The 16914-nt window shown below is 59.5% G+C and carries 11 protein-coding genes and 1 riboswitch; of the genes, 4 read left to right on the top strand and 7 right to left on the bottom strand.

What is annotated here, in order from left to right:
* Positions 1–192 precede the first annotated feature (192 nt).
* Complete coding sequence (gene dat / locus AC6ROY_RS12210; protein WP_500100724.1) at positions 193–1041, top strand: D-amino-acid transaminase; 849 nt, start codon at positions 193–195, stop codon at positions 1039–1041.
* 121 nt (positions 1042–1162) lie between these two features.
* On the opposite strand, the gene AC6ROY_RS12205 is transcribed toward dat, so the two are convergent.
* Positions 1163–2011 carry a lipoate--protein ligase family protein gene (locus tag AC6ROY_RS12205; protein WP_500100723.1) on the bottom strand — a complete coding sequence of 283 codons (849 nt, stop codon included), beginning with the start codon at positions 2009–2011 and terminating at the stop codon, positions 1163–1165.
* A 169-nt stretch (positions 2012–2180) separates the two neighbouring features.
* On the opposite strand from AC6ROY_RS12205, the gene AC6ROY_RS12200 reads away from it, so the two are divergent.
* From AC6ROY_RS12200 to AC6ROY_RS12190, 3 genes are all read left to right on the top strand, one after another.
* Positions 2181–4007 (top strand): DEAD/DEAH box helicase, encoded by a 1827-nt coding sequence (locus tag AC6ROY_RS12200; RefSeq protein WP_500100722.1) that lies wholly within the window; start codon positions 2181–2183, stop codon positions 4005–4007.
* A complete protein-coding gene (locus AC6ROY_RS12195; protein WP_500100720.1) occupies positions 4004–5215 on the top strand; it encodes a YqhG family protein in 1212 nt (403 codons plus the stop codon). The genes AC6ROY_RS12200 and AC6ROY_RS12195 overlap by 4 nt, the downstream gene beginning before the upstream one ends.
* A gap of 165 nt (positions 5216–5380) precedes the next feature.
* Positions 5381–6424: a hypothetical protein gene (locus AC6ROY_RS12190; protein ID WP_500100719.1), complete on the top strand. Its 1044-nt coding sequence runs from the start codon at positions 5381–5383 to the stop codon at positions 6422–6424.
* Positions 6425–6617: 193 nt separating this feature from the next.
* Here the strand turns inward: AC6ROY_RS12190 and AC6ROY_RS12185 are convergent, their stop codons facing one another.
* The 6 genes from AC6ROY_RS12185 to AC6ROY_RS12160 form a co-directional block, all read right to left on the bottom strand.
* A complete protein-coding gene (locus tag AC6ROY_RS12185) occupies positions 6618–6824 on the bottom strand; it encodes a YqzE family protein (protein WP_500100718.1) in 207 nt (68 codons plus the stop codon).
* Positions 6825–7156: 332 nt separating this feature from the next.
* On the bottom strand, positions 7157–8878 hold the full coding sequence (argS, locus tag AC6ROY_RS12180; RefSeq protein ID WP_500100716.1) for an arginine--tRNA ligase: 1722 nt from the start codon (positions 8876–8878) through the stop codon (positions 7157–7159).
* 186 nt (positions 8879–9064) lie between these two features.
* Positions 9065–9550: a GNAT family N-acetyltransferase gene (locus tag AC6ROY_RS12175; RefSeq protein ID WP_500100715.1), complete on the bottom strand. Its 486-nt coding sequence runs from the start codon at positions 9548–9550 to the stop codon at positions 9065–9067.
* Between the two features lie 128 nt (positions 9551–9678).
* A complete protein-coding gene (locus tag AC6ROY_RS12170) occupies positions 9679–14256 on the bottom strand; it encodes a DEAD/DEAH box helicase (protein WP_500100875.1) in 4578 nt (1525 codons plus the stop codon).
* Between the two features lie 445 nt (positions 14257–14701).
* The gene (locus AC6ROY_RS12165) at positions 14702–15322 is read right to left on the bottom strand and encodes a DJ-1/PfpI family protein (RefSeq protein ID WP_500100713.1); all 621 of its coding nucleotides are present in this window, start codon (positions 15320–15322) and stop codon (positions 14702–14704) included.
* A 46-nt stretch (positions 15323–15368) separates the two neighbouring features.
* A riboswitch (ZMP/ZTP riboswitch) is annotated at positions 15369–15448 on the bottom strand.
* Between the two features lie 232 nt (positions 15449–15680).
* Positions 15681–16856 (bottom strand): MFS transporter, encoded by a 1176-nt coding sequence (locus AC6ROY_RS12160; RefSeq protein ID WP_500100874.1) that lies wholly within the window; start codon positions 16854–16856, stop codon positions 15681–15683.
* Positions 16857–16914 lie beyond the last annotated feature (58 nt).

Raw genomic sequence — 16914 nt, 5'->3', positions numbered from 1 at the left:
ACGACCGTCTGCCGGACTTCGAGTGAGAAATCGGTGAAATTTCGGGCGTCGGGCCAAGCGGCAAAGGTTTCTCTGCGACATGCTCCGGCTTGCGCCTCTTTTCGCGGTTCGCCTGTTTTTTTTGACTTGGACCGCTCCCGTTTGATAGTCTGAAAGCAACGTTTAATATTTCACGCAAAAGGGGTTCTTCTTATGATGTCTCAATCCTCTACGGTCTGGTACCAGCATGAGCTGCTTCCGCGGCATGAGGTCCATATTTCGCCCGATGACCGGGGTTATTATTTCGGAGACGGCTTATATGAGGTTTTCCGTGTCTATAACGGTGTGATTTTTGAAGCAGCCGGGCATTTCGAACGGTTGGAGCGGACAGCCAGGGCGCTGCGTATTCCGCTTCCGTTTTCCCGCTCTGTGATGGAGGAAAGGCTGCGGGAGCTGCTCGTACGAGACGGCATCCGGACTGGCAACATTTATATGCAAATTACCCGGGGGATCGCCGCCCGCTCGCATCCGTTCCCGGCTTACGCCGAGCCTGTCCTGATGGCTTACGCCTACAGCTATGACCGGCCGCTGGACAGTATGCGCCAGGGCATTACCGCCGTTACGCTGGACGATATTCGCTGGCTCCGCTGCGATCTGAAAACGCTGAATCTGCTGCCGAATGTCATGGCCAAGCAGGATGCGCTGGACCGGGGCGCGGACGAAGTTATTTTCCATCGCAGCGGAACGGTCACGGAATGCAGCGCCTCCAATCTGATGATCGTCAAAAACGGTGCGCTGCGCACGCACCCGGCCAATCATCTGATCCTGCATGGCATTACGCGTATGGTTGTGCTGCGGCTCGCCCGGGAGCTGGACATCCCCGTCGTGGAGGAGCCTTTTACCGTTGAGGCGCTGGGCCAGGCGGACGAGGTGCTGATTACGAGCACAACCGCCGAGGTGACGCCGGTCATCCGCGTAGACAACCGCCCGGTCGGCAATGGCGTTCGCGGCCCGGTCGTCCAGCAGCTGCAGACGGCCTTCGAAGCCATGATCGGCGAATAAACGGATAGATCGCCCGAAACAGGGGGCTATGCACGACGAAAGAGCAAGAGCCGTTCCGGAAAACCGAACGGCTTTTTTTATCTCCCCACGTCTCGAACCGCGCCGCTCACCCGTTCACAAGCTAGCGCCGCAAATTCCACTCGGCATTTCCGTATTTCTCCCGCACCAGCTGCTCGGCCAGCTCCTGCTCGTAAGCGGTCAGCTCGCCCGGCTCCAGCCGGACGCCCAGCCCTTCGGCAATGCCCGACTCAAAGGCGTTCTCCACGTCGGCCAAGCCCACCGGCTCGCGCCCGACGGACCGCAGCAGATCATTGATCGCAATCGCCTTGCGCTCAAACTGCTGCTTCATCCGGTCCTTGATCCGGTCGGAGCTGAACACCAGCAGATTAAACAACGCATCCGCATCCAGGTCGAGCAAAATCGAGCCATGCTGCAGCACGACGCCTTTTGCGCGCGTCTGCGCGCTGCCCGCTACCTTCCGGCCTTCCACGACAAGCTCGTACCAGGAAGGTGAATCAAAGCACGCCGCCGAGCCCATCGACGCATATTTCTCCTGCTCCTCGGGACTGGCGAGCTGCACCATATCGGCGGCCAGACCAAGCCTGCGGAAGCCAAGCAGCAGACCTTCGCTCAGCACCCGGTACGCCTCGGTTACGCTGCGCGGAATGCCGGGGTAGCTTTCCGAAACGATCATGCTGTACGTCAGCTCCTGATCGTGCAGCACCGCACGTCCGCCGGTCGCCCGGCGCACGAACCCGTACCCGGCTTGCTCGACAGCGGCAAAGTCGATCTCCTCCTTCGCCTTCTGAAAGTAACCGATCGACAGTGTCGCCGGCGACCAGCCGTAGAAGCGCACCGTCGGCGGAACCGCCCCTTCCCCGTGCGCTGTCAAAATCGCCTCGTCTATCGCCATATTATAGGCCGGATCGCTTGCGCCCGACCGAATCCATCGCCATGTCTTCGTTTCCATTCCCATCACCAGCTCATCTACAGAGTAAGCGTCCAGCGACGCTACCCTTCATCATAATGCATCCCGCCGCCGTTTGAAAGCGCCCGGTTTCGTACATACTAAAAATTAACTCGGAATCCGAGAGCGACACCTGAAGGCATGCGCCGATGAAAAGGAGCGAGTGTCCACCATGCAACCGACCGAACGCAAAGAACATATACGCCCGCTGAACGAGCATGTGGAGCTGCATTTTGAACGGGATTGGTTCGAGGAGCTTCATGCCCGCGCCCAGCGCAACGGTCCGTGGGATGACTGGACGATGTTTCGTCTCGCCTGCGAGGCTGAGCGTTCCGGCATGATCGGCTCCTTCGACGAGCTGCTCTGTTTGTCGCATCTGCCGAATCTCGTTCCACTGGAGCATCAAACAAGCACAGCCAGAAGGGTGCTGACCGAGATGCGGGGCAGAGCGATTCTCGCCGATGAGGTCGGCCTGGGCAAAACGATTGAAGCCGGGCTGATTTTGAAGGAATATATGATTCGCGGGCTTGTCCGCAAGGTGCTCATTCTCGTGCCCGCCTCGCTTGTCCTGCAATGGGTGCGGGAGCTGAACCAGAAGCTGGGCATTCCCGCCGTGGCGCAAAAGAAAGCGTATATGTGGGCGCAGCAGGACATTATCGTCGCCTCGATGGATACAGCCAAGCGTGATCCGCACCGCAGCATCGTGATGGAGCAGGAATATGACATGCTCATTATCGACGAGGCGCATAAGCTCAAAAACAAAAAAACGACCAACTACCAGTTCGTCATGGAGCTGCGCAAAAAATATTGTCTGCTGCTGACCGCGACCCCGGTGCAAAACGATCTCAAGGAGCTGTACAACTTGATCACCCTGCTGAAGCCGGGCCAGCTTGGCGGGCAGACGAGCTTTCAGTCCAACTTTGTCGTCGATAAGCGCATCCCGAAAAATGAAGAGCAGCTCCAGCAGGAGCTCGGCAAAGTCATGATCCGCAACCGGCGCAGCGATGGCCAGGTGTCGTTTACGAAACGGATCGTCCGCAACATTCCGCTCCAGCTGTCGCCGGAGGAGCAAGCGCTGTATGACGGCGTCACCCGCTTCGTCCGCACCCGCTATGAAGAGTCCGGCGGCGATCTGAGCAGCGTGCTGTCGCTGGTCACGCTGCAGCGCGAGGTATGCTCCAGCCGGGATGCGGTGTTTATTACACTCGTCAACATGTTTAAGAAAACAGACGAGGATTCTCCGATCCGCCCCAAGATTTGGGAGCTCGTAGAAGTCATCCGCGGGATCAAAGCCAATACAAAGGCGGAAAAGGTGCTGGAGCTGATCGAGTCGATTCAGGACAAGGTGATCGTGTTTACCGAATACCGCGCCTCCCAGGAATATTTGCTGCAATATTTACGCGACCGTAAAATCACCGCTGTCCCTTACCGCGGGGGCATGAACCGGGGCAAAAAAGACTGGATGATGGACCTGTTCCGCAACCGTGCGCAGGTGCTGATCGCAACCGAAGCGGGCGGCGAAGGCATTAACCTGCAATTTTGCCACCATATGATTAACTTCGATCTGCCCTGGAACCCGATGCGGGTCGAGCAGCGGATCGGACGGGTACATCGGCTCGGCCAGCAGCAGGACGTGAAAATTTACAACCTGTCCACGACCGGCACCATCGAGGAGCATATTTTATCGCTGCTCCATGAGAAAATTAATATGTTCGAGCTGGTCATCGGCGGACTGGATACGATTCTCGAACGGCTGGAGCAGCAGACGCCGCTTGAATCGCATCTGGCCAAGCTGCTGCTGACCGCCAGCGACCCGGACGAAATGCGCCGGCATATTCATGATCTGGGCGAATCGTTTACTCAGCTGCGCCAAAGCCAGCCGCCCGTTGCTTCGGCGGGAGAACCGGACGGCCAGACGGATACGCCGTTCTCCGCCCTGCTTAACGCCGTCGGCCAGTCGGTGATGCCTCCGCCCGGCGGCGGGGAGGTGCATCCATGAGTATGGACAGCGCACAGATCCGCTCCTTCGTGCTCCGTTACCTGGAGGCCGAGCAATGCGAGCTAATTGAAAAGCATCCCGCGTACGTAACCGTCAAGCTGTCTCCGTCCGCCGACCGCGACTTGACGCATCGGCCGTATTACTGGAGCTTCGTAGAGCGGACCGGCGTTACTCCGGAGACGATGACGTGTACGTTCATTTTTGAGCCAGAAGCGTACCGTGAGCTGCATCCCCATCCGCAGCCGGGCGGTCCTCAACCGGGCATGAGCCTGGCAGCGCCGCCGGGCGCCGCGCCAAGCAATGCTCCGGCGAAGCCCCAGCAGCCGGGGCCTGGCGTAGGCGAAGCAGCAGCTAACGGGCAGACGGCTGGGGCAGACGGTAGCGCCAAGGCTACCGGAAGCGTCGGGCGCGGAGCCACTTATGCTGGAACCGCTGCGAGGACGGATGATGGAGCTGATACGGCCAGGCTTGGCGCTGCGGCAAGCACTTCGCCCGCGCCCGCCGGTGCAGGACAACCGCCGTCAGGCGACAGCATCCTCGGCCGTTACTTCGGCTTCGTGCCGACCACCGCCATCGCCCGGGTGCCGCGCGATGAGCTGACCTACGGCAGCCGGCGGCTGGAGCAGCTGTTCGACGCCGTCCGCGCCAAGGGACGTTTCGTCCGCCTGTTTGAGGCGTACGCCCCTCCGGCCGCGCAGCTGTCACAGCCCTTTCACCATACGGTGCCGTATGAAACATGGCTGGCAGTCAACTACAAGGTCGAGCTGACGTGCGACATGAAGCGGAGCGAATTTCATTCCGTCGGCATTCAGCTGCTGACCGGGGAAATCCGCGAGCAGTTTCAGGACTGGATCGCTCCGCGCAAGCTGACGCCGCGCCTGCCTGCACGCGTGTATGTCATCCCTGACAAGCTGACGCTGCCGCGAGCCGTCTTGTTTCTCGAACAATTTATGGAGCAAAAGCTGGCTGGCTACGACCACCAATGGGCGATCCATGCGAACAACCGTCTCCGCGAGGAGCATCACCGGGTACGCGACTATTATGAGACGCTGCTGCGTTCCGCCGAGCCGGAGGCAAAAGCCGAAATTGACGCGCAATATGAGCGCCGCACCCAGGAGGTAGAGTGGCAGCATCGGCCGCGCATCCAAATTTGCGCCATCAACTGCGGATTGTTCCACCTTCCGGCTGCGAATGGTCCGCTCTCCTGACGAACCCGCGCGAACACTAGCAGTTTTCCGGGAAAAGTATTTTTCGGCCGTCTACATGTTCTAACAAACTTTTTCCGGCATAGCTTGTACAATAAAGGCATATTCGCTCTTGCGGCGCAGGTCGAGGCGATATGCACCGACTCCAAGGTGAAGCAGGTGAATGTTATGAAAAAGCTCATGCTCTTCCTGTCCTCCCTCGCGCTCGGAACCGGCTTGCTGGTTCTCGTGCCGGTCGCGCCTACATCTGCAGGTCATGTCGCACATGCTGAACCGGCAAGCTCGGGGCAACCGCCCATTGGACCCGTCGGAGAAAGCGAAGGCATACAACCCGGCCGCTCAGCCGTAAACGCTGCCAACTTATCGACAGCGCCCACCTTGCCGCCGAATGAACCGGCGCCAACTGCAGGACCCGCACCCGGCGAACCGCTCACCTCCCTCCCGCCAGCCCAAGAGCTGAGCGAAGCGGTGACAGGTTACATCGGCGAATTGTCCAGGCAGCCCGGCTTCGAAGGCTGGGCACAGGCAGACTGGAGCAGTCAGCCGCTTGGTCCAGGTACTCACGGCTGGGTCATTTTGCTCCGCTCGGCCGGTCAGGATACAGGCTATCTGATCGTTCACGCTGCGGAATCCGGCGGCTATCGGCTTACGGAATACGGCAAAGGCAGCTCCCCGCTGTTCAGCCGCAATACGCTGTACCAAAGCTTGGTGCAGCTCGAACTTATGGAGTATACGTATCAGGCTCAGCCTTATTATTGGAACCCGCTGCAGGCGGTTTGGAAAGTAACGGTGGACAACGCGGACCGAGTCTGGTACCTGGACGCCAAAACCGGCGAGGAGCTTCCATTTATGACCAAGGACAGCTTCCCTGAGCCGTCCGCTCCGTTGCAAGCGTTCACCACAACCGCCCTTCAGCATAAAATAGTAAACACCGGTTATTCAGCGCCGGTTGATCCGTTTGCCAAGCTTTCCTGGGTTCAGGGAACGCCGCTGACGGACAGCAGCAGCCTGGAGCTGCTGCAAGCACGCATCCATGCAGGAACGCCTCCCGTATTTGTCGCCGAGCTGTATAACGGCGAGGTGACCGTTCCGCTGGCCGTAGCCGGCTATCAGGAATGGTCCGGCGGCGACGCCTACGTGCAGGTCGCGCAGGATGGCGATCGCTATCTTCCACTGGACGCGATCCTGCGTCTGGGCAAGCTGTACCCCTAACCAACGGTTTCTCTCCTCACTCCCTATATAGAAAAGCTTCCCGCGTTCCCTTGAGGCATGACGGCCCCTTCTCAGGAAGGCCGACGAGACTCGGGTGCAAGAAGCTTTTCCCTTTTTTTTGTTTGCAGACTTGCTGCGGATGATCGCCGGGTTTGAATCGGATGCGGCCAGGCTTCCTCCCAAAGCCTCACGCTCAGCTCCGCGACCGCTTCTTTTTACCGAACCAGCGGGTCCGCCACATGCGCAGCGCGAGCGGCAGCATGCCGAACCAGCGCACGTCCCACCGCTCCTTCGTTTCCTTGCGTCCGGCCCGCGCCTGACGGCGTACTTCCTTGGGCGTATCCATATAACGGACAAACCGCTCCGTCACATATTTGACCAGCTCATCACTTTTGCCCATGACGCCCCCTCCTTCTGTTCCTAGTATGGGCAAGCCCCTGCCGCAGCAAACACCCTGTCCATGTAAAGCGGAACACTGACGCAAAAGCCCTGCTGCTTTGACGCCATGATGCTCTGCTGCTCTGAGGCTCTGCTTCTATGACGCTCTGCTGACCTGCTGCTCTACTGCCTTGCTGGCGTAAACCGACTGATGACCGCCCCATCGCACAAATGCCCTCGCACACGCACTGTACCTCCGCGCAGCGCAAAAAAGCCCTCCCCCGTCCGGCAGCTTCCTGCTGCGCAGACGGAGAAGGGCTTTCTCATTCCGTTACGATTTCCATATTTTACAGCTTACATTTTCTGCGGCGCTTCCAGACCAATCAGGCGCAGCCCGTTCGTCAACCCAATCGTCGCCGCCTTCACCAGCGCCAGACGCGCCGTCTTCACATCAGCCGGAACGTCCGCCTTGAGAATCGGGCATTCGCGGTAGAAACGGTTGAACGCCTGCGCCAGATCAATCAGGTAGCGGCTGATAATCGACGGCTCCAGCTTGTCCATCGCCTGAACGACCCGCTCGCGGAACATGTACAGCTCGCGCACCAAGCCCTGCTCGGCTGCCTCGGTCAGCAGCCCCAGCTCGGCCGCCGCGCCTGCGCTCTGGCCCTCCGATGCCGTATCCTCAGCCCGGCGCAAAATGCTGCAGGCGCGAGCGTGCGCATACTGCACATACGGCCCGGTTTCGCCTTCGAAGTTCAGCGCCTCCTCCCAGGAGAATACAATATCCTTCACCCGGTTGTTGCTCAGGTCGTTGAACACAATCGCGCCGACGCCAACCTGACGGGCAACCTCATCCTTGTTGTCCAGCTCCGGATTTTTCTCCTCGATAATGTCCCGTGTTTTCTCGATCGCCTTGGTCAGCAGGTCCTCCAGGTTGATCACATTGCCCTTGCGTGTGGACAGCTTCGCCCCTTCGAGACCGACCTTGCCAAACGGCACATGCACAAGCTGCTTCGCCCACGCATAGCCCATCAGCTCAATAACCTTGAACCATTGCTGAAAATGCAAGCTTTGACCGGCATCCGTAATATAAATGGCCTTCTCGAAGTCATACGTCGCTTTGCGGTATTTCGCCGCCGTTACATCGCGCGTATGGTACAAGGTGCCCCCATCCTTCTTGACCATCAAGGCAGGCGGCATATTGTAATCCTCCAGCTTGACGAGCAGCGCGCCCTGATCCTCCTCCAGCAGCGCCTTCTCCTTCAACTCGTCCAGCACGGCGGCCATTTTATCGTTGTAAAAGCTCTCGCCTGCATACGAGTCAAAGGTCACGCCGAGCAGATCGTACATGCGTTGAAATTCCTTCAGGCTGATATCGACAAACCAGCGCCACAGCTTGCCTGCTTCCTCATCGCCCTGCTCCAGCTTGACAAACCAGGCGCGCGCCTCATCCTCCAGTTCGGGACGCACATCGGCCTCCTCGTGGAACTTCACATAGATGCGCTGCAGCTCGCCGATCCCGTCCGCTTCCACCGCCGCATCATCGCCCCACAGCTTGTAGGCCACGATCAGCTTGCCGAATTGGGTGCCCCAGTCGCCCAGATGATTGACGCCTACACTGTTGTAGCCAAGGAAGCTAAAAATCCGGTGCAACGACCGCCCGATGACTGTCGAGCGCAGATGCCCGATATGAAACGTCTTGGCAATGTTCGGCGAAGAGTAGTCGATCACGATGCTGCGGCCTTGGCCGATATTTTGCGCGCCGAACGATTCGCCCTGGGCCAGCACTTCGCCGACGACATCGGTTGCATACGCCGATTTGTTCAGAAAGACGTTGAAGTAACCGGCTACCGCCTCAACGCGCTCCACCAGCGGATTCTCCTCCCAGCCTTGCGCCAGCCCCTCGGCGATTTGTTGGGGAGCCTTGCGCAGCTGCTTGCTCAGCTTGAAGCAGGGAAGCGACAGGTCGCCCATCTGCGGATTTGGCGGGTATTCGATCCATTCCGCCAGCGCCTCCGCGCTCACGCCGTCCAGCTTCGATACCGTTTGCTCGGCCAGCCATTGCTTGTAGTTCATGTTTGAATAAGCCCCTTTCCATGGATGCAGCCTCACCCGGCCCCCGAATGCGAGAAAGCACCCCTGATGGGGTGCCTTCTGCAGCCTCCGCGCGGAGCCTGGTGACCCGGTCTAATTTCACATATCTCCCATTATATCGGGCGATAAAAATCGAGTCAAGCAAGCAGCGGTTCTCCAGCTGTCGGGCTACAGCATTTTTTGCAGAATTACGACATTCAGCAGCCGGCCGAACTTGACCCCGACCTCGCGCATGGTGCCGACCGTTTCAAAGCCGTACGCCCGGTGCAGATGCAAGCTTGGCTCATTGCTTTCCTCGATCCGCGACAGCACGGTATGCAGTCCCGCCTGCTTGCCTTCCTTGAGCATCAGCTCCAGCAGCCTGCGGCCGATGCCCTGGCCCCGGTAATCGCTGCGAATGTACAGCGACAGCTCGCTGGTCCGCGCGTACGCCTGCCGGTCGGAATACCGGTTCAGCGCGCTCCAGCCGGTAATGACGCCCTGCTCCTCCGCTACAATAACTGGATAAGCGTCTCCATGCTGGGTGAACCATTCCTGCTGCTGCTCCAGCGTTCGCTCCACCGTATCAAACGTCCCCACCGTATTGGCGATTGCTTCATTATAAATGTCCAGAATGGACGGTACGTCCGCTAACGTTGCCAGGCGAATTTCCACAGCTACAACCTCTTTCCGTCGATAAAAAAAGTTTCTGATCGAAGCATTTCGGATCACCTTCGATGAAGGTACACGCTCTGCTCCTCATCTTAGCAAAAAAACGGCCGCTCGCCTACCATACAATGGCTTCAGCCGTTCAGCTGGCTCGGCCACAGCACATAGTGGTTGCGGTCCCGTTCAGCGCCAAGCTGCTGGAGAAACCGCTGCTCCGGGGCTTCCACAATACGTACCCCGTTCCAGCTTTCCACGACAATTTTGCGCAGCTGCTCGCGCTGTAAAAACAGCCGGAATACAGCCCTCAACTGCATGCTGACATCCGCAGCAGCAGCAGCTTCATCGGCCGCAGCTTCGCCGTGGAAGTCCACCGCCTCCGGCCGCTGGACGGAAGCTGCACCAATGGTACGGCTTTGCGCTTGCGCAGCTTCGCCCCGGCCGTCCAGCCTGGTAATGCGCTTGCCGTTGCCTTCGATCCAGTACAGCCAGCGCCCGCCCTGGAAGACGAGATAATAACCCGGCTTGCGGGCGAAGGACACCCCGGCCACTGTAGGCCACGGGACGTGCAGGCCAAACGGGTTCGCCGGATCAACGGCGCTCAGCAGCGTCAGCCGACCTTCCTCTCCTCCCGCCCGCGCAGCAGCCGGAGCTGCCGCCGACTGGTACAGCTGCGTCAGAAAATCACGCGCTGCAAATTGCAAATACGGCACGTGCTGAATAAACAAGCCGCGGACGACAACCCCCCACTCCTCCAGCTGCTTGAGCAGCGGCAGCACCGTTTCCCAGGCATACGGCGTAGCGTAAGCGATCAGCTCCTTGGTGATCAGCCCATAGAGCCCGAGCAAGTGCCTGATCCAGGCGAGCGCCGCCGCCTCCCGGTCGTAGTCAGGCTGAACCAGCGCGTGCAGCGGGTACCAGCGTCCGAAGCCGGACTGAAATTTGTCCGTCTTTTTGCTTTTGCCGACAGCATGCAGCCGGATCGGGGCAAACTGGTCATTGGCCGCTTGCCCGTCCCACACCAGCTCCAGCAGCTCCGTTAGCAGCACGGATGGCGGACGGCCCGTTTCGGTGGACAGCCGTGTCAGAAATACCGCCCCCTTCTCCTGCAGCAGCCGCAGCAGACCGGGGCCGGACGACGGCGCGCCCTCCGCGCAGCTTCGTTCCAGCCACGGCTGAAGCAGCTCCTGGCTTTCTGCCAGGAAAAAGGCGATCCGTCCTTCCTTCTCCTCCGGCTGCTTGCGGCCGATCCAGACGACATCGCCTGACGAGCACAGCAAGTCCAGCTCCTGCTTGCGGTACCCTGGCATGCGGGCCGGGAACAGCAGCGACTCCCACAGCGATACCGGGAGAAATAGCCCCTGCAGCTCGCCGATCAGCTCCCGCAGCCGATCCTGGCCCGTCAGCGGCGAAGCCTCGCCCAGCCTCGCAAACAGCGGCATATGCCGCAAATAAGTCAAGCCCGGCACCGCCTCGCCGTTGCGGCGGAACAGCTGCAGCGACGTGCGGATCAGCCGCGACGCAACCTTCCGGCTCGTCCACAGCCCGGAGGCTGACGGGTCCGAGAACGGCGCCGCTTCCATCCGCTGCTCCTGGAGCGCTGCTTGCAGCCAGCCTTCGGCAGCAGCCTGCTCCAACCCGTACCGGCTCATCAGTTCTTCCACTGTAATGGAAATCGCCTGGTCGCTGTAGCGCTGCAAAATAAAAGCCCGCGCCTCGGCAGACGTTTGCAGGCTCGCATACAGCTCCAGTTCGTCGCGGCAAACGATCACCGTCTGCAGCGGCAGCTCCAGCGTCGCGATTTGCCCGCGCGCTGTCAATTGCTCCAGCCAGCCGTCCAGCAAATCGGCCGCATCCGCTGCTCCTTCCTCGCCGTCGAAGCCAGCTCTTTCGCCAATCCCAGTCGCCTCTTCGCCCTTGGCTCCATGACTGGACACGCCCTCGTCAGCAGCGCTCGCTCCCGCATCGGCCCCGGCCAAGCCTACGGTATCCGCCGTCATGTCACGCGTTCCGGCTGCTTCTCCGGCGTCGGCTCTCCCGCGAGCCCCGGCGGCGCGACGCAGCTCGTCCGGCGTAGCATCGCCGCGTTCCTTCAGATGGCGCAGCACGTCATCCGCCTGCCGCCACAGTCGGTCGGCCTGCTGCAGCCGCCGTTCTTCCTCAGCGAGCGCCTGCGGGGAAACCGCCTGCCGGACCGTTTCGCTGCCGAACACCTCAGCCGCCAGCTGACGGCTGAACCCAAGCAGCTCGACCTGCAGATCCTGCGGCAGCGCGTCGGATTCGTAGAGCCGCGCGAAGGTATAGTCCGACTGGAATTGCGCGGCCAGCGGCGAAGGATAAGCGGCTCGATGCTCGGCGTACGCCAGTCCGCCACGCTCCACCGCCTCAAGCAGCTGCCGCAAATGCTCCGAATCGACATGCTCCTCCATACATTCGCGCATCGCCTCCCGGAACAGCGGGAACCGCTCCCGGAAGGGCAGCGCCTCCTTGAGCAGCTCCTGACTGCGCAGCCGTTTTTTCCAGGCAGGCATCCGGGTGAAGCTGCGCGACAGCAGCAGCGACGTTTCCGCCTGCCGCTGAAATGCGCCGTTGAACATCGGCGACTGGGCAACCGCATGCACGATCAGCGGCTCAGCCTGCTCCCATGTCAGCGAGCGGATCGCCTGAATGACAGCCGTTTCGTAACGGGGAAATACAAGCTCAATGCCGTTATCCCGCGCATTCGTGTACGTCGGCTGATGGCCCGACTCGATCAGCTTCCGGTTCAGCGCCAGCAGCCAGGTGCGATTCAGCTTGCGGCCAAATACGCTGTGCAGCACCACATGCACATGTGTTTGCTCATCGGTGAACGTTTCGATGACGACCGTCCGGTCTGTAGGCACCGGGGCGACGGCCATTTGATTGCGGACAAGCCCGATCAAGCTCGCAGCGGCTTCGGCGTCCATATAATAGTCGGCCATCAGCCATTCCTGCGTCTGCGCGTCCTGTGCCGTACGGCCAGGCAACTCGCTCTGCCCGCTCGGCGTCACAGATGCCGACGACCGAGCCTCCTGCGCCGGTCCGGTCTGCAGCCGCGCCCGCAGCTCCCGCCACAGAGCGCCGGTCTGCTCGCCCAGCTCAAACGACCTGCCTCCCGTTTCACCGCGCCAGAACGGAATTTCGCTGTAGCGGTTTTCCGCCTCGCGGACATAAATACGCTCCGGCCGGATGCGGACAATGCGCCACGACGCGGTCCCCAGCTGGAATACGTCCCCGACGGACGATTCCTGAATATATTCTTCATCCAGCTCGCCGAGATGAAGTCCGGTTTCGCTGTGATGCACGGGATACGCCGTGCTTTGCGGGATCGTGCCCGCGCCGACCAGCGCCGCCATCGGCGCAGCGGCCAGACGGCCGAGACGGCCTGTGTCGCGGTCCCACGTAATCAGCGGGCGCGCGAACGGGTAAAAACCCGCCAGCAGCTCCAGCAGCGCAAGCAGCCTGTCGCGGGAAATGTCGCGGAAGCTGTCACTGCCCGCCAGCAGCCGCTCCAGAGCGTTCACATCCCAGTCATCGCCAAGCGACACGAGGGCGACGACCTGCTGCGCCAGCACGTCCAGGCCGCCCCGCGGCACGCGGATCGCTTCGATGTCGCGTGCCGCAATTCGCCGGGCCAGCACGGCCAGCTCCGGCAGAAGGCTGCGGCTGCGCGCAACGAGCACGCCCCGGCTCACGCCGCCGACGCTGTGCCCGGCCCGGCCAATCCGCTGAATGCCTGCCGCAGCGCTGAACGGCGAATCAATCTGAAGCGCCAGCTCGACATGACCGACATCAATGCCTAGCTCCAGCGACGATGTGGCGACAAGGCAGCGCAGCTCGCCCGCCTTCAGCTGCCGCTCCACCTCCAGCCGCTTTTCCTTGGCGACGCTCCCGTGATGGCTTCGGGCCATTTCATAGCCGACATGATCGTTCAGCCGCAGCGTCAGCCGTTCGCACATCCGGCGGCTGTTGGCGAAGATCAGCGCCGTCCGGGCCCCTTCCATCAGCTGCAGCAGCCGCTGAACAAGCGGCGTCCAGATTGCCTCCTTATCTGCGCCGGGCAGCACCCGCTCCGGCACCGTCACCTGCAGCGCGTAACGCTTGTCCGCCTGGCTCTGGACAATCGCCACCCCACGCGGCTGCTCGCCGTCCCAGCCGCCCAAGTAGCGGGCGATTCGCTCGATCGGCTTTTGCGTCGCCGATACGCCGATGCGCTGGATGGGTCCGGCGCACAAGTGCTGCAGCCGCTCCAGCGTCAGCGACAGGTGGACGCCGCGTTTGTCCGCAGCGAGATCGTGAATTTCATCGACGATGACCTGCTGCACCGTCCGGAGCATGTCGCGCGCCCGCGGCGAGGTCAGCAGCAAATACAAAGACTCCGGCGTCGTCACCAGCAGATCGGGAGGCGTCCGCAGCATGGAGGCGCGAGTGCTCTGCTTCGTGTCTCCGGTCCGGACGGCGACCGTAATCGCGCTCCCGTTCCCTGCCCCGCTGGCCGCCAGCTCAGCCTGAATTTCCTCAATAAACAGAAGCAAATGCTCATGAATATCATGATTCAGCGCCTTGAGCGGCGTCACCACCAGCGTTCGCACGCCGGGCGCATAGGCTTCCCCAAGCTGCTGCTTGCTGCGCAGCACCTGATCCAGACCAGGCAGCAGCGCGGCCAGCGTCTTGCCCGAGCCCGTCGGAGACGAAATCAGCGTATGCGCACCGGTTTGAATGCGGCCCCACGCTTCGCGCTGCACCTCGGTCGGCTCCCCGAACCGCTTGCCGAACCAGCTCCACAATACCCGATGGAACCGGACATGCTCCGGTTGAACGTCTGCCATGCGAATCCCTCCTGCTCCGACTGTGTCCCTTTACCGCTAAACATAGCATATCCGGAGCCGCCACTGCCAGCGACCGCAGCGACCGACCGCCCAACCAGGCGGAATGTCTCCCGTCTTCAGCAGCATTGGACGAAAAAACAAACAAAGTCCCCCTGTTGTCAGCAGGAAATAGATGTAGTGGACTGGACTTCCACGCGGCTTTTCGAATCGTCAAATTGTTACATTCCATATAATAAGTTTTAGAATGACTCCGGAAATTGAAACAGCGACAGCTAAGGACGAGAAAATAAAGTCCTAGACTGTCGCTGGCTATTCAACTAACGTCCCCGTTAGTTGAATCTCTTTTCCAATCATACTCCATAATATTTTTAGTTTTTATGGCTCTATCTTCGCCGAGTAATTTTTCTACAACATACAACGCAGCATCCATGCCAGCGGAAACTCCAGCGGATAATACAATTTTCCCATTATCAACGTAGCGAGCTTCTTCAACTATTTCAGTAGAAGCAGGTACAACATCCCTTAATTCATTCATAGCCAAACGATTTGTTGTTACTTTTAAACCATCTAATAATTTGGCCTTTGCTAAAATTAAGGCTCCAGTACAGACGGACAGGATAATTTCTACATCATTGGATATTTCTCGAATCCAGCTCGTAATTGTTTCATTGTTCATTTCCTTTCTTGAACCCCAACCTCCAGGAATCACCAATACATCAGGCTTAGGACAGTTAGCGATCGTATAAGCCGGATTAATGCTTAGACCTCCCAATGCTTCGATCGGACTGTCTTTTTCCGCCACAGTGTAAACTTTGAAGTCTTGTCCTCGATTACTTCCAGCAATAAAAACTTCAAATGGTCCTGCAAAATCCAAAGGTTCAACCTGTTCAAAAATTAATACCGCTACATGTCTTGCTTGCCGCACCTGTTCCATATCATCAGCTCCCAAAATTAAATAAAAGCATTCGGTCTAAGACCAAATACTTTGCCCAGGCGTACGGCCTATGAAATATGTGCTCCCTCGTGGTTCTCCACGTTTACGCCAGTCGCACATACCGAATATTTACTTCATTATAATCTGAAAATTCAATATAAATCAAGCGTTTGTTGCGTTATCCCGCCCGTTCGCTGAATTCCGTTCAGTCTAACACTTTAACTATCAGTCTAGGACTTTATGTTCTTCTGACACCTGCTTCCATCCAATCGTCATAGTTAAATAAAGACCTCAATTCCACGTCATGTGGAGCTTGAGGTCTTTATTTTTAAAGCGAACTCCTTAGACAACCGACGGACTACGTCCCATTCCGCTTATCCGAGCGGTATATCGCCACGGCGATCAGCAAGCCGACCAGTGAAAGCAGCGCCCCGGCCCATGGCAAATACGCAAGGCCTGCGTGCGTGATGACCGCCCCGCCGAGAAATGCTCCTCCGGCGTTGCCCACATTTAAGGCGGAGTGGGTCGACGTAGACGCCAGAGCCGGCGCATCCTTGGCCAGCGTCATAATACGCAGCTGCAAGCCTGGCAGCACCGCGAAGGACACGATGCCCCAGATGAAAACCGTCACGACGACAAACAGCGTCAGGTGAGCGATCGCTCCGAGCAAAATCAGCGTCAACGCCAACAGCAGAAAACCGCCGATCAGCGTCGGCATCAGCTTCCAGTCGGCCAGCTTCCCTCCCAGCAAATTGCCGATCGTGACGCCGATGCCAAACAGGACCAGCACCCAGGTCACGTGCTGCTCGGCCATGCCGGTTACCTGCTGCAGCAGTGGCGCAATATACGTAAATACCGCAAACAAGCTGCTGCACCCGACCGCGCCAGCCAGCAGCATGATCAGCAGCTTGGGCTGAGCGAGCGCCCGCAGCTGCCGGATCGGGCTGGAGGAGGAGGCGTCCAGCGGAATTTTCGGCACAAGCGCGATGATGCCGAGCAGCGTAATGACACCCATCACGGCGACGGCCGCAAAGGATGCGCGCCAGCCCATCTGCTGGCCGATCCACGTGCCGAACGGAACTCCAATGACATTGGCGATCGTCAGCCCGGCCATCATCACGGACACAGCCGCAGCCCGGCGGTTCGGAGCGACGAGATTGGCGGCGATGACCGATCCTACGCCAAAAAACGTGCCGTGCGCCAGCGAAGTAAATAACCGCGACGCCATCAGCACCATATAGCTCGGCGCGATAACCGCAACCAGATTGCCGATAATAAACAGCACCATCAGAATGCACAGCAGCAGCTTCTGCGGCATTCGGGAGGTCGCCAGCGCCAGCACCGGCGCGCCGATCGCCACCCCCAGCGCATAGCCTGTAATAAGCTGTCCCGCTTGCGGAATACTTACCTGCAGGTCCTGTGCGACATTGGGCAATAGCCCCATGATCACAAACTCTGTCATCCCGATGGCAAACGCCCCGGCGGTCAATGACAGCAGTGCAATTGGAAATTTGTCTTTCTTCGCCACCGGCATCGCTTGTCCGTTTGCCGCTGCATTCGGTGCCGCTGTCCGCGTGGCTTGCTGTTGCATG

Source organism: Paenibacillus sp. sg306046 (assembly GCF_059821225.1).
The sequence above is the reverse complement of the archived record's forward strand: the minus strand, read 5'-3'. Positions and strand labels throughout refer to the sequence as shown.